Origin of the sequence: Enterobacter sp. DNB-S2 (assembly GCF_019443845.1) — a bacterium.
Taxonomy (GTDB): domain Bacteria; phylum Pseudomonadota; class Gammaproteobacteria; order Enterobacterales; family Enterobacteriaceae; genus Enterobacter; species Enterobacter asburiae_B.
This window is the reverse complement of sequence record NZ_CP050520.1, coordinates 1,879,466-1,893,668: the sequence shown is the minus strand read 5'-3', so window position 1 is coordinate 1,893,668 and position 14,203 is coordinate 1,879,466. Positions and strand designations below refer to the sequence as shown.

Genomic DNA, 14,203 nt, shown 5'->3' with positions numbered 1-14,203 from the left:
CCCACAGGGAGAGGGAGCACCCCCTCCCTGTGGGAGAGGCGCTTTTGACGTTACCCCAATATCTTCCTCAACACCGGCCCTATCTTCTCAAACGCCTGCGGTGAAATGATATCCACGTGGGCGCAGTCCTGGCTGTACACCTCAAGCTCCGCCACCCACGGCGCCCAGGCAACCTGCGGATCCATCGTTCGCGTGCGCTCGGCGACAAACAGCGTCGCTTTGCCGTCAAAGCGCGCGCTGCGCGCCGTGGTGAGCAGCCGCACCGCGTCGGCGTAGTTGCCCTCGATAGCGTTAAACAGCTCGCTGGAGCCCTGACCCTGCTGGGCGGCGATAAACGCCTGACGCTCGCGCTCGATTTCCGCCAGCACCTCGGGGTCGAGGCCGTTGGCCTCTTTCTCCGACCAGTTCTGGGTTTCCGGCGGCCAGGTGTCCAGCAGGCCGAGGAAGGCCACCGCTTCATCCTGCTCGCGCAGACGGGCGGCAATACCCTGCGCCAGCGTGCCGCCGAGGGAATAGCCGAACAGATAATACGGCCCCTGCGGCTGCTGCTTACGCAGCGTAGCCAGGTGATGCTCAATCACCCCATCCAGATCCGCACGCTGCTGCATTGGACCGTCCGGACGCGGCGACTGAATGCCGACGATGGACCAGCGCGGGCTGAGGTAGCGTGCCAGGACGCTAAACTGCCAGGCAAAGCCGGACGCCGGATGGAAGCAGAACAGCGTCGGGCCGTCGCTTTCGCGCAGCGGAAGAAGTGTTTCATACCCCAGTCGCTGCGCCTGCTCGTCGCTCATCTGCGAGTCCAGCAGCGCGCTGAGCTTGCTCACCGTGGAGGCGACCATAATCTGCCCCGGCGTAACCTTGCGCTCGAACTCGCGGCTAAACTGTGCCGCCAGGCGCATCGCCAGCAGCGAGTGTCCGCCGAGGGCAAAGAAGTCGGCGTCGATGTCGTTGACCTCGCAGCCCAGCAGGGCGGAAAACGCCTGCGCGACGGCGACTTCGGTTTCCGTCTCCGGCGCACGGCCGGAGGTTTTACTCGTCAGCTCCGGCAGCGGCAGCGCCTTGCGGTCAAGCTTGCCGTTCGCGCTGAGCGGCAGCGCGCTGATTTGCAGCAGCACCACCGGCACCATATGCGGCGGCAGCTGTGCTTTTAGTGCTTCAAGCAGCGCGTCGCGATCCAGCGGTAAGCCGGATTCGGAAACCACATACCCCACCAGCTGGCGGGCATCGCCGCCGGTGGCTGCCGCCTGGTTGAACACGCAGGCGTGCGCCACGGCCTGGGCCACGTCCGGCAGCGACAGCATCGCCCGGTCGATTTCGCCCAGCTCGATGCGCTGTCCGCGGATTTTTAACTGGTCATCGCTGCGGCCGAGATATTCCACCGCGCCGTTGTCCAGCCAGCGGGCAACGTCGCCGGTGCGGTACATCCGCTCGCCCGGGGCGAACGGGTCGGCAATAAAGCGGCTGGCGGTGAGGTCCGGACGGCCCAGATACCCCTGCGCCAGCTGAATCCCGGTGAGATAAAGGTCCCCCGCCACGCCGAACGGCACCGGGCGCATCATCGCATCCAGAATGCGCAGCCCCGTGTTCCACACCGGGAAGCCGATCGGCACGCTGTTGCCTTCCACCGCCGCCAGCTCGGGGCCAAACGCCGGATACCAGCTGACGTCCACCGCCGCTTCGGTTGGGCCATACAGGTTGTGCAGCGGCGCACGGGTGAGCTGCTCCCACTCGCGGCACAGCCCGGTCGGCAGCGCTTCGCCGCTGCAGAACACCTGCTTAAGCGTCCTGCAGCAGTCGACGTTTTCCGGCGTCAGCGAGGCGACAAACGCCGCCAGCATCGACGGCACGAAGTGGGTAGTAGTCACGCCGTACTGCGCGAAGAAGCTCTGCATCGCCTGCGGATCGCGGTGCGCGTCCGGCTCGGCCATCACCAGCTTCGCCCCGGCGATAAACGGCCACCAGAACTCCCACACCGACACGTCAAAGCTGCACGGCGTTTTCTGCGCCACCACGTCCGTCGCGTCCAGCGGGTAGTGGTCCTGCATCCACTTCAGGCGGTTAACGATGGCGGTATGGCCAACCATCACCCCTTTCGGACGCCCCGTCGAACCGGAAGTAAAGATGATGTACGCCGTCTGCTCCGGCTTCGCCAGGCGCAGCGGTTTTGCATCCGCAGCCGGTAAAAGGGTGTTGTAACTAAAGGCAGTAATCGGCAGATCGCTAAAGCGCGGAAGCTGCTCGTCGGTGGTAATGAGCAGGGATGGCTTCGCGTCCTCGAGCATCATCCGCAGGCGGTCGTCCGGGTAGCCGGTGTCGAGCGGCAGCCACGCGGCGCCGGCCTCGACGATGCCGTGCAGCGCCAGCGTCAGGAACACCGAGCGCGGCAGGGCCACCGCCACGCTGTCGCCCGGCTTCACGCCGCGCGCGCGCAGCAGGTTTGCCAGCGCCACCACCTGCTCGCGCATCTGGCGGTAGCTGAGCTCAATACGCGCGTCCGCCAGCGCGGGGGCGTCCGGCGTTTTGCTCGCCTGCTCCGCCACCAGATCCGCCAGCGTGGTGGCCGGCAGCGCCAGCCCGGTATCGTTGATGCGCGCAAGCCTCTGGTATTCCTGCTCTGAAACGGTTTCCACTTCGCCGCAGCGCAGGTCCGGGTTGGCCGCAAACTGCATCAGCATCGCGTTCAGGCGCGCGACGTGACGGGAAAGCGTCGCCTCATCGTAACGCTGCTTACTGGCGAGGATCTCAATGCTCAATCCGCCCCGTTCGTCCGGGAACAGCGCCAGCTCCAGATCGTTCACCGGGCCGGTTGCGAGCGTGTGGGTGATGGCCTCCACGCCGTCGATATCCAGCTGATAATCAAACATCTTCACGTTCAGCACCGGACCAAACAGGGCTTCGTCTCCTGCGGCACGCCCGCTGTCGCGCACGATCTGCTCGGCGTCGTAGCGCTGGTGGCGGCGCATTTTTTTCAGCTGGTTGGCCAGGCGCAGCGCCAGTTCCGGCAGGCTCTCCTGCGGGTTGATATTCACCGCCAGCGGCAGGACGTTGAGCACCGGCCCGGTCGCGGTCAGCGCGGCGGAGCCCATGCGGCGCATAAAGATAAACCCGGCGGCGTAGTCCAGCCTTCCGGTCAGGCGGCCCAGCCACAGCGCCACCAGCGCAAGGGCCAAATCGGTACGCTGCGCCTGCCCTGCCGCCTGCGCAAGCTGGCTAAAGGCGCGACCGTCGGCGGTGATTTTCAGGCGCAGGATATCGGTAGTGGCGGCGCGTCCCGGCAGCGGCGCGGAAGAGAGCGAGACCGGAGAAGGAAGCTGCCTGCGCTGCTCCGCCCAGAAGGCGCCGTCGCGCTGATACGCCTCGCTGTCGCGATAGCGCTGATACTCTTCCACCACTTCGGCAAATGGCGTAAACGGGGAGTCAGGGGTCGGTTCATCCTTTTTCCACGCGGCGTAAATCGCGGCGATCTGGCGGGTAATGGCCGGGAAGCTGAAGCCATCCACCACCAGATGGTGATAGCGCTGATACCAGTACCAGTGGCTTTCTCCCACCTGAATCAGCTGGTGAAACGCCAGCGGCTGACCGCTATCGACGCGCAGGTTCTGGTGGAGATCGGCCTCCATCAGCGCCACGGCGGCGGCGTGGTCGTCAACGCGAACGATGGACGGCTCCGGCAGAATGAGGGTGTTATCCACCCCCTGCCACACCTCGCCGTTCTCCTCGGCAAAACGCATCCGCAGGGTATCGGCCTGCATCATGCCTTCAGCAATCGCTTTTGCCAGCAGCGGCGCGTCGATATCGCCTTTCAGCTCGGTGTAATGCGCGACGCTCCAGGCGTTTGGCAGCGTGGACAGCTGCTCCGCCATCCAGATACCCGGCTGGGCGGCGACGAGGGGAAGACGGTTCATGGGTTCTCCCCCGCAAAATGAGACGGTTCAAGCGTGCGCCAGTGCCCGGCCAGCCACTGCTGGCACGCCTCCTGAGACTGCGCTTCGCACACCACGCGCCACCCCGCAGGCAGTTCGCACTGCTGCGGCCACAGGCTGTACTGCCCACGGTCGTTTTGCAAAATGGCGAACTGTCCCTGCGGATTATCGAAAGGATTGCTGAATTCCATACAGACTCCGTTATTGAATGATCGGCTGCCAGAGGGTCATCAGCCCCTGCGTCAGCCCACCGCGCCAGCAAAGCGCGTCGTGTCCACCGTCAACCTGACGCCAGGTAACCTGCTGCTGCGCGTGTAGTTCGGCGTAAATCGCCTGATTGGCATTGAAAATCAGCGGCTCGTTGCGCCCGGCTTCGAGGACGATACGCAGCCCGCTCGCGGTCAGCTCACCGGCTCTGAGCTGTTCGATGAGGCGCCCTTCCTGCTGCCCGCTGCGGTGCGGCCACCAGTACGAGCCGGACTGGCTCAGCACGCAGCCAAACCGCTGCGGCCAGCTGAGGCCAGCATAAAGCGAAGAGAGTCCGCCAAAGCTCTGGCCCGCCACCACGGTACGGTCGGCGAGGTCGCTGAAGGGGGCGAGATGTTTTACAAGAGGGAGAAGTTCTTCCTGTACCGCCAGCCAGAAATCGGGGTTACAGGGCAATTCGCGGTTGCGGTGTTCCATATCGATCGCATCGATTAATACGTAGACCGCAGGGGGCAGTTGGCGCCCGGTGGTGAGCGACGTCAGCGCAGGCCAGACGGGCATGCTTTCGGCCCAGAACTGCCCGTCGAGCAGCACCGCCAGCGGGCGCTCGGTGCCGTCGTCCCCGGTGGTAAAAATCCACACGCGGCGACGGTTGTTGAGACGCTCGCTGTTCCACTCAATGCAGACCGGCTGGTGATACTGCGTATCGGGACGATCCCAGCCGGGCTGAACGGGCGCGTCCGGCATCTCCAGCGCCGAAACGGCATGACCGCGCCCGCCGCGCCAGCTCTGCCGATTCAGCGGGTCGGAAACCGCGTGCGGCAGCAGCCTGCGCCAGCCTTCGCGCAGCGCCAGGCGGTCCGGCAGCTCGCCTTCAAACACGGTATCGGCAAAATCGTTTTCATTTACAGAAGGGATAAAACAGTAGCTCCCGCGCCACTCGGGGCTGAATTCGCCCTGCCACTGCCAGACGTCGGTATCCGGGATGCGCTCGAGGGACTGCGGGCGGGCATTTTGATGGTGATCGGTCACGCCGGTAACGTAGAGCCAGACGCGTTTGACCAATGAGGTTTTCTGCGTTCCTGCCGGATCCCGCCACCAGAAGGTGACGCGACACTTCTCCTTCTGACGTTCCCATTCAGGTCCGTTTTTCGACTGCCACCACGCTTCACTTCCGGTTGTTAACGTCGTCACCCTTATAACCCCATGTTTCACAGTCTTTTTTGTTTCAGAGCAAATTTTATTGATAATATTATTGATAACTATTTGCATTTGCAATAGCGTAATGCCCGCGCTGTGGGAAGCGCGCTCATTAAATAACCATAAAAGCGGGACGTACAATGAATAAGAAGATTCACTCTCTGGCCTTGCTGGTCAATTTAGGGATTTATGGTGTCGCGCTGCCCGCCATGGCAGACGACAACACCGCCTCTGCGCAGCACGAAGATACGATGGTGATCACCGCCGCCGAGCAGAATTTACAGGCGCCGGGCGTGTCGACCATCACCGCCGACGAGATCCGCAAAAACCCGCCCGCGCGCGACGTGGCGGAAATCATCCGCACCATGCCGGGCGTTAACCTCACCGGGAACTCCACCAGCGGCCAGCGCGGCAACAACCGTCAGATTGACATTCGCGGCATGGGCCCGGAAAACACCCTGATCCTGATCGACGGCAAGCCGGTCACCAGCCGCAACTCTATTCGTCTGGGCTGGCGCGGCGAGCGCGACACCCGCGGCGATACCGGCTGGGTGCCGCCGGAGATGATCGAGCGCATCGAAGTGATCCGCGGTCCGGCAGCCGCGCGCTACGGCAACGGCGCGGCAGGCGGCGTGGTAAACATCATCACCAAAAAATTCGACGACCAGTGGCACGGCTCCTGGAACACCTACCTGAACGCGCCAGAACATAAGGACGAAGGTTCCACCAGGCGCACCAACTTCAGCCTGAGCGGCCCCCTGGGCGGCGACTTCAGCTTCCGCATGTTCGGTAACCTCGATAAAACCCAGGCCTACGCGTGGGACATCAACCAGGGGCATCAGTCCGATCGTACCGGTGCCTACGCCAACACCCTGCCGGCTGGCCGCGAGGGCGTGGAAAACAAAGACATCAACGGCGTGGTGCGCTGGGACTTCGCGCCCATGCAGTCCCTGGAGTTCGAAGCGGGCTACAGCCGCCAGAACAACCTCTACGCGGGCGACACGCAGAACACCAACAACGACAGCGCGCTGGTGAAGAAGAACTACGGCAAAGAGACTAACCGTATCTACCGCCAGAACTTCGCGGTGACCTGGAACGGCGGCTGGGATAACGGCATCACCACCAGCAGCTGGGCACAGTACGAACACACCCGCAACTCCCGCCTGGGCGAAGGTCTGGCGGGCGGGACGGAAGGGTTATTCAACAGCAATAAATTCACCGACACCGACCTGGCCGACGTGATGCTGCACAGCGAGATCAACCTGCCGATTGATTTCCTCGTCAACCAGAACCTGACGCTGGGCACCGAGTGGAACCAGCAGCGCATGAAGGACTCCACCTCCTTTACGCAAACCCTGCAGGGCGGCACCATTCCGGGCATGAGCAACGACCGCAGCCCGTACACCTCGGCGGAGATTTTCTCCCTGTTCGCCGAAAACAACATGGAGCTGACCGACAGCACCATGCTGACCCCTGCCCTGCGCTTCGATCACCACACCATCGTCGGCAACAACTGGAGCCCGTCCCTGAACCTTTCGCAAGGTCTGGGCGATGACTTCACGCTGAAGATGGGGATCGCGCGCGCCTATAAAGCGCCGAGCCTTTACCAGACCAACCCGAACTACCTGCTCTACAGCAAAGGCCAGGGCTGCTACGCCAGCTCGGACGGCGTGGGCTGCTACATGATGGGCAACGACGACCTGAAAGCGGAAACCAGCATCAACAAAGAGATTGGCCTGGAGTGGAAACGCGACGGCTGGCTGGCTGGCGTGACCTGGTTCCGCAACGACTATCGCGACAAGATTGAAGCGGGCTACGCGCCGATCGGTCACACCTCTTCCGGTAAAGTGCAGACGGATATCTACCAGTGGGAAAACGTTCCGAAAGCGGTCGTCGAAGGGCTGGAAGGCTCCCTCAACGTGCCGGTCAGCGACACGATCAACTGGACCAACAACATCACCTGGATGCTGCAGAGCAAGAACAAGGAGACCGGTGACCGTCTGTCGATCATTCCGGAGTACACGCTGAACTCGACCCTGAGCTGGCAGGTTCATCAGGACGTGTCGCTCCAGTCGACCTTTACCTGGTACGGCAAGCAGCAGCCGAAGAAGTACAACTACAAAGGTCAGCCGGTGACCGGGTCTGAGAAAGACGAAATCAGTCCGTACAGCATCGTTGGCCTGAGCGCGACCTGGGACATGACCAAAAACGTCAGCCTGACCGGCGGCGTGGATAACGTCTTCGACAAACGCCAGTGGCGCGCGGGTAATGCCCAGACCACGGGCAACGCCACCACCGGTGCGTATATGTACGGTGCGGGAGCGTATACGTATAATGAGCCGGGTCGCACCTGGTACATGAGCGTGAATACGCGTTTCTGATTCAGGCAGTAACTCCCCCCTCTCCCCGTGGGAGAGGGCCGGGGTGAGGGCATCAGGCCGCACAATTCTGAAGGGAAAAACATGCACACAACCCACACCACGTTCATTCTTGCCGGCCACACCGTCCACCACGTCACCTTCGCCCCCACCACCTTCACCGACACCGACCTTCTCTGGCTCCCCCACTACGCTGAACTTTCAAACGCCGGACGCAAACGCAAAGCCGAGCATCTGGCAGGCCGCATCGCCGCCGCGCATGCGCTCGGTGCGATAAATGAACGCGCGATCCCCGGCATCGGCCCCAGCGGCGAACCGCTCTGGCCGGAAGGAGTTTCGGGGAGCATTACCCACAGCGGCGCGCAGGCGATGGCGGTTGTCGTCCGTCATCAAGATGCGCTCGTAGGTATTGATTGCGAAGCCATTCTTCCAGACCACGAAGCCCGCGAAATCCAGGACGGCATCGTTGATGCGCAGGAAGCGATGTACCTGACGCACTCGGGCTACCCTTTTGCGCTGGCGCTGACGCTGGCTTTTAGCGCCAAGGAGAGTCTGTTTAAGGCGCTCTTTCCGCAGGTGAAGACTTACATGGGTTTTGACTGCGCTCGTATTATGACGCTCGATGAAAGAACACTTACGCTGGCCCTGACCCGCCCACAGGCTGAGTTTAAAGAAAATACGCTATTTACAGTTCACTGGTTACTTGATGGTAATCAAGTCATCACTTTGCTGTAACGCGCGTCAGGCATCGAAAATCTTTATTCAGCCACTCTTTCACTTCTTTTATTTCTCGCAATGCGAGAAACACTTTTTAGGAATATATCAATCTTCTTTTCCATTTCTGCAGGAGTAGGATAAAACCCCAATAACCATAAAATTTAAATGGATTTATAATGCCGGTAAATGAACGCATTATTCCCACCTCAGGAACCCCGATTAACCCAGGCGGTATCCGACAACTCACCATCGGTGAGATAGCCCTCGCTAAGACGCTTTACGGTTACAGTATCCATTATCATCTGGTGTGGGTGCACAGGGAAGGTTATCTTCCTTTTAATCTCCAGCCTGTCGATATAGCGATGAGTCCCAATGGTGAAATGTGGTACAGAGAGGAAACGTATTCACCAGATTTTTCGTTAGAGAAAAGCCTCCGGAAAAAGCATCGATTCATGCATGAAATGATGCACGTCTGGCAGACACAAAAAGGAATGTTTGTCAGAACCAGGGGATTATTTTCTGGGATTGCTGATTATTCATACAGCTTAGATAAAGCAGATCTATTGCATTATGGTTTAGAGCAACAGGCATCAATAGTAAGTGACTATTGGTTATTGAAATTCCATGGATTAACAAACAATGAGCATTTGTTTGAATATCGTGATTTTAACCGGAATGAGACTATTTATTACTTTCTTCTGAAATACCAAGAGATTTTGAGAGGTTTTCCTGGATGAAAAAAATAATTACCTTGCTTAGTTTATGCATTTTACTGACGGGCTGTCCAGGAGGCAAATGTGCGCCACATCCCAGAGCCACGTACATCAATGGAGATTATCTTTGTTTTAGCGTAAATAAAAAAGACAAACTTAATTACTATACAATTTACTCTAGTGAAGGTAGCGATATAACTATCGTGACGGGCTCCGGAAGAGAACATTTGAATCTTAACTACCCTGATAATTGCATAGATATCAATTGGAAATATGGATATACCTACGTAATTAACTATGGACTGAATGGTGAAGACTATGAACATGAGTTTTTCATCGATAACGACGGGCAACTAACTAATCTGGGAGGATTATAATGTCACTACCCGCTTACCTATTTCTCTACGATGAGCACGGAATGCTCGTACAGGGCGACTGTATGATGCCAGGTCGAGAAGGTGCTATAGAAATCATGAACAGCAGTTACGGCATAAAACAAGCCGTCGATAGCCATACCGGAAATATGACCGGAACAAGACAGCATGGTCCGGTTACTCTGCATAAGCAATTAGATAAAGTGAGTCCTTATCTTGCTGTTGTCGCTTGCGAAGGAAGACGCCTGCAAAAAGCCATTATCAAATATTATGAAATTGTTGAAGCGGGAGCGGAAACAGAGATCTATACCATCACACTTGATAGCGTGGTAATCTCATCTCTGGATTTCACGCATGTATACTATCCGGGCAGCTCTGCGCCTAACATGCATGAAGTGGTAGGCTTACGATTCCGTGGTATTCAATGGAATTATCTCAAGGGCAATATTATTTATGGTGATTTATGGATGAAACCTGCGCAGAAAGAAAAAACTAGAGCATAACTATCCTGATTGATCTAATAAAATATTAATGTATGTGGTTGCTCAAAGCGCGATCCTGGCATTCCCAGGATCGCCTCGTGATGTTTACCGCTCCCCTTTTCCACTTTCGTTCACTGGCAAATCCACCGTATCAATTAACGCTCCCGGAAATGTCTCCAGCCACTTCATCATTTTCAGCTTATTTGTATACGTTGCGCTGACGCCTTCCAGACAGCCCCACAGCTCACGGGAATTTTGCGGCGTAATCACGCATCACGCGGATCTTCACGGCTATTCCTGCTTTAAACCCTGCGCGGGTTAACCACGCGCCGGTTAACGGCAGATAGTTTCGCTCCATTCGGGTATAAAGTTCAACACAGGCAGAACCCGCCTCTCCTCTTTCATGAAGATACGCAGAGTGAACCGGCTCGTCATGCAACGCCCGGATGCGTTTTTTGCGTAGCTTCTCGCGATTTTCTTGCTGAATCTCTAGATCTGCATTTTCTGTTTGGGCAATAGCCCGCTCTGGCATAGAATTCTTCGCAGCCATAATCAACTCCCTTTTAGTTGTTTGTGGTTAGCGGTATGGAGGTGGTCGCACACCTTTGTACCGCGATTCCTTTTTGTTGCCTTTTTACATATCTTTCCAGATCTCAGTGCTGGGTTAATTTCGGCCATTATACTTCCATGTATAAATACACAGGGAATTAAAATAAGGGGAATTTGATAAATGCGAGGTAACTCGAGGAATAATAATCTTGAGGTGAAAATTTTTTTAAATATTATGTAAATAAATTAGTCAATACAATACCATTCATGAATGATATAGTTAGATGCGTTAAGAGGGCAAAAATCGCCCTCTTGCGTTAGACTAACGATACTTTTGAGAGAAATTAGACTTAACAACACGACTTATGTAGCTATTGAGTCCATGACCAGCATGAGCTAATTGCTGCATCTTTGCCACTACAGCGAGTCCGGACTTGCTGGTATCGTAAACATATTTCCATCCATCGCTGAAGTGAACAGTGATTGAATCGTTAGTTGTTTCATAAAAAACGACTCCAGAATCGCCACCCTTGTTTGCATAAACTGGCAATTTGTTACCCTCATTTAATTGCAGTGAAATTTACTGCCAGTCAGTTATATGCTTTATGCTAATGATATTTATTGTAGTTGATCGCACTTTCTGTTTTTTAATCCTTTAAGCAAGAAGCGTTCATTAATTATTCAAAAAGCCCCTTCCGGATAACCATTTAAAAACTCCAATTAATTGTGAGATTTCCCCAAAAAAAAACAAATTCATTCCCAGAAAAATGAGTTATGCCATCAATATAAATTATTGATATAAATACACCAATACAAACTTTTCACATATTTTCAAAAATAACGGGGCCAAAGTTTAAACACTCAGCCCCCGCTACCTAACCTTTATAATGCTCATCTAGACATCAAACATCCGGGAACATCACGCTATTCCCCGGCGCTTCCCTGTGCAGATGGATAAAGTTCAGGTGCCGTTCATACTGGTCCAGAATGTCCGTAATTACCTGCTCCTTGCTGTAGTCCATCAAATCATTCCCCTGGCTCCCTTCCAGCAGGAAGGTCTCAAGCCGGTAGTAGGTCGATTTCCCGCTGCGCGCCCGGTAGGTAAACCCGGGTACCGAATACTGCTGCGGCCAGATCTGATAAACAAAGTTCTGCTCGTCGCCCATGTGCACTAGCAGATCCAGGTGCCCCAGGGTCTCGCCCTCCTCCGGCGGCAGGTTTTTCAGCTCCACGTAGGCTCCACGCAGCTTCAGCTCCTGCGCAACCTCTTCCATCGCCGGGAAGCAGACCGTCTCCATCATCTGTTTGGTGTAGCGCGTGCCCGGGTAGTTCATCAGGCGCGAGAGACGTTTCTTCCAGCTCAGCCTGTCCTGCGCGCCCATCGGACGCGGCGCGGTGTCGCGGCTGGCGCTGACGCGGCGATAGTCTTCCACCTTGAGCGATTTATACAGCCCGGCCATCACGAAGAAGATGACGAAGCTGAACGGCAGGCCCATGATCACCGTGGTGTTCTGCAACGCCGAAATGCCGTTGGTCATCAGCATGCCAAGCGTCAGCAGGCCGATGGCGATGGACCAGAAGATGCGTAGCCAGTTCGGCGCATCGCTGTTGATATCTTTGAGCTTCGAGGTGAAGTTACCCAGCACCAGCGCGCCGGAATCCGCCGAGGTGACGTAGAACAGCAGGCCGGTGATGGTCGCCACGGAGGCGCTAAAGGTGAACGCCGGGTACTGCGCCAGCAGGCTGTAGAAGCCGCGCTCCGGGTGCGCCATCGCTTCCTGCGCGAAGGTTGCATTGCCGTGGATGATCTCATGCAGCGCGCTGTTGCCGAAAATCGACAGCCACAGCAGGGTAAAGGTGAACGGGATAATCAGCGTGCCCATCACAAACTGGCGGATGGTGCGGCCACGCGAAATACGCGCCAGGAACAGGCCGACAAACGGCGACCACGCGACCCACCACGCCCAGAAGAACAGCGTCCAATTGTTCATCCACTCCACCGGACGGTCAAAGGCGAAGCTGTTCAGCGTCATGCCCATAAAGCGGTTTACGTAGTCGCCCACGTTGAGCACTAGGGCATTGAGCAGGAACGAGGTATCGCCCATAAACAGCACGAACAGGATCAGACCCAGCGCCAGCGCCACGTTCAGCTCGGAGAGCACGCGGATGCCTTTATCGACGCCCGACGTCACCGAGATGGTGGCGATAATGACGGAGAGCGCAATCAGCGCCGCTTTGGCCGCCATCGAATCCGGGATATCAAACAGCACACTCAGCCCGTAGTTGAGCTGCACCACGCCAATCCCGAGCGTTGTCGCAATACCGAAGATGGTGCCGATCACCGCCGCGATATCAACGCTGTGGCCAATCGGGCCGTTAATCTTTTTACCGAAGATCGGGTACAGCGCGGAGCGGATGGTGAGAGGCAAATTATAACGATAGCTAAAGTATCCGAGCGCCATGCCCATCAGGGCGTACATCGACCAGCCCGTCAGGCCGTAGTGGAACAGCGTCCAGACCATCGCCTGGCGCGCGGCCTCCATCGTCTGCCCCGCCCCTTCCGGCGGCTGCATATACTGCGTGACCGGTTCGGCCACGGAGAAGAACATCAGGTCAATGCCGATGCCGGCGGCAAACAGCATCGCGGCCCAGCTCAGCAGGCTGAATTCGGGCTTGGACTGCTCAGGCCCGAGCTTCACGGAACCAAAGCGCGAGCAGGCAATGCAGACCACGAAGACGATATAGAGCGTCGCGGCCAGCAGATAGTACCAGCCGAAGGTCTTCGACACCCAGTTCAGGGTGCGCCCAATCCACTCGGCAGAAAAATCACGAAAGAAGATGGTCGTCAGGGAAAACAACAAAATCAGCCCGGCGGACGTATAAAAAACGACCGGGTTGATTTTGTCTTTTTCTCTGTCTTGTGAAAGGTCTGTCATCCAGTATCCCCACTGTTTTTGTAACTATTAAAATCCAAATCCGCAACAATTAAGACACATTTTATATTGAACGTCCAATCAAAAACCGCTTTAATGTATTACCAACGCTGATGAATGGAGTGGCAAAAATGCCCAAAGTGGGGATGCAGCCGATCCGGCGCAGGCAGCTTATCGACGCCACGCTGGAAGCAATAAATGAAGTGGGAATGCACGACGCGACGATCGCGCAGATCGCCCGTCGGGCGGGCGTTTCCACGGGGATCATCAGTCACTACTTCAAAGACAAAAACGGTCTGCTGGAAGCGACCATGCGCGACATTACCGGCCAGCTGCGCGACGCGGTTTTGAGCCGCTTACGCGCCCTGCCGGACGGCAGCGCGGAGCAACGCCTGCAGGCCATTGTCGGCGGCAATTTTGATGAAACCCAGACCAGCGGTGCGGCAATGAAGGCCTGGCTGGCCTTCTGGGCGAGCAGCATGCACCAGCCGATGCTCTACCGCCTGCAGCAGGTGAGCAGCCGTCGCTTGTTGTCAAACCTGGTGTACGAGTTCCGCCGTGAGCTGCCGCGCGAACAGGCTGAAGAGGCGGGCTACGGCCTGGCGGCCCTGATCGACGGGCTGTGGCTGCGCGCCGCGCTGAGCGGCAAGCCGCTGGATAAAACTCTGGCGCAATCGCTCACCAGCCACTTTATCAGCCAGCATTTACCGACCGAATAACCGAG

The 14,203-nt window shown here is 57.0% G+C and carries 10 protein-coding genes and 1 pseudogene; 6 read left to right on the top strand and 5 right to left on the bottom strand.

The window, feature by feature from the left end; genetic code table 11:
- Positions 1 to 50: 50 nt before the first annotated feature.
- From entF to fes, 3 genes are read right to left on the bottom strand one after another with little or no spacing between them, the layout of a single operon-like run.
- The gene (gene entF / locus HB664_RS08900) at positions 51 to 3,908 is read right to left on the bottom strand and encodes an enterobactin non-ribosomal peptide synthetase EntF (protein WP_219940672.1); all 3,858 of its coding nucleotides are present in this window, start codon (positions 3,906 to 3,908) and stop codon (positions 51 to 53) included.
- Positions 3,905 to 4,117 (bottom strand): MbtH family protein, encoded by a 213-nt coding sequence (locus HB664_RS08895; protein ID WP_039264064.1) that lies wholly within the window; start codon positions 4,115 to 4,117, stop codon positions 3,905 to 3,907. The genes entF and HB664_RS08895 overlap by 4 nt, the downstream gene beginning before the upstream one ends.
- Positions 4,118 to 4,127: 10 nt before the next feature.
- A complete protein-coding gene (fes, locus tag HB664_RS08890; RefSeq protein ID WP_219940671.1) occupies positions 4,128 to 5,327 on the bottom strand; it encodes an enterochelin esterase in 1,200 nt (399 codons plus the stop codon).
- A gap of 146 nt (positions 5,328 to 5,473) precedes the next feature.
- Between fes and HB664_RS08885 the strand changes: the two genes are divergently transcribed.
- The 5 genes from HB664_RS08885 (at position 5,474) to HB664_RS08865 (ending at position 10,018) form a co-directional block, all read left to right on the top strand.
- On the top strand, positions 5,474 to 7,714 hold the full coding sequence (locus HB664_RS08885) for a TonB-dependent siderophore receptor (RefSeq protein WP_219940670.1): 2,241 nt from the start codon (positions 5,474 to 5,476) through the stop codon (positions 7,712 to 7,714).
- A gap of 81 nt (positions 7,715 to 7,795) precedes the next feature.
- On the top strand, positions 7,796 to 8,446 hold the full coding sequence (entD, locus tag HB664_RS08880; RefSeq protein WP_219940669.1) for an enterobactin synthase subunit EntD: 651 nt from the start codon (positions 7,796 to 7,798) through the stop codon (positions 8,444 to 8,446).
- 158 nt (positions 8,447 to 8,604) lie between these two features.
- A complete protein-coding gene (locus HB664_RS08875; RefSeq protein ID WP_167819132.1) occupies positions 8,605 to 9,165 on the top strand; it encodes a type IV secretion protein Rhs in 561 nt (186 codons plus the stop codon).
- A complete protein-coding gene (locus HB664_RS08870; RefSeq protein ID WP_219940668.1) occupies positions 9,162 to 9,518 on the top strand; it encodes a putative T6SS immunity periplasmic lipoprotein in 357 nt (118 codons plus the stop codon). The genes HB664_RS08875 and HB664_RS08870 overlap by 4 nt, the downstream gene beginning before the upstream one ends.
- Complete coding sequence (locus HB664_RS08865; protein ID WP_219940667.1) at positions 9,518 to 10,018, top strand: type VI secretion system tube protein Hcp; 501 nt, start codon at positions 9,518 to 9,520, stop codon at positions 10,016 to 10,018. The genes HB664_RS08870 and HB664_RS08865 overlap by 1 nt, the downstream gene beginning before the upstream one ends.
- 84 nt (positions 10,019 to 10,102) lie before the next feature.
- On the opposite strand, the pseudogene HB664_RS08860 reads toward HB664_RS08865, so the two are convergent.
- Both HB664_RS08860 and betT read right to left on the bottom strand, forming a co-directional pair.
- A pseudogene (locus tag HB664_RS08860) lies at positions 10,103 to 10,547 on the bottom strand (hypothetical protein).
- Positions 10,548 to 11,448: 901 nt separating this feature from the next.
- On the bottom strand, positions 11,449 to 13,482 hold the full coding sequence (gene betT, locus HB664_RS08855; RefSeq protein WP_023310695.1) for a choline BCCT transporter BetT: 2,034 nt from the start codon (positions 13,480 to 13,482) through the stop codon (positions 11,449 to 11,451).
- A 128-nt stretch (positions 13,483 to 13,610) separates the two neighbouring features.
- On the opposite strand from betT, the gene betI reads away from it, so the two are divergent.
- Positions 13,611 to 14,198: a transcriptional regulator BetI gene (gene betI / locus HB664_RS08850; RefSeq protein ID WP_032662864.1), complete on the top strand. Its 588-nt coding sequence runs from the start codon at positions 13,611 to 13,613 to the stop codon at positions 14,196 to 14,198.
- The last annotated feature ends 5 nt before the right edge of the window (positions 14,199 to 14,203 follow it).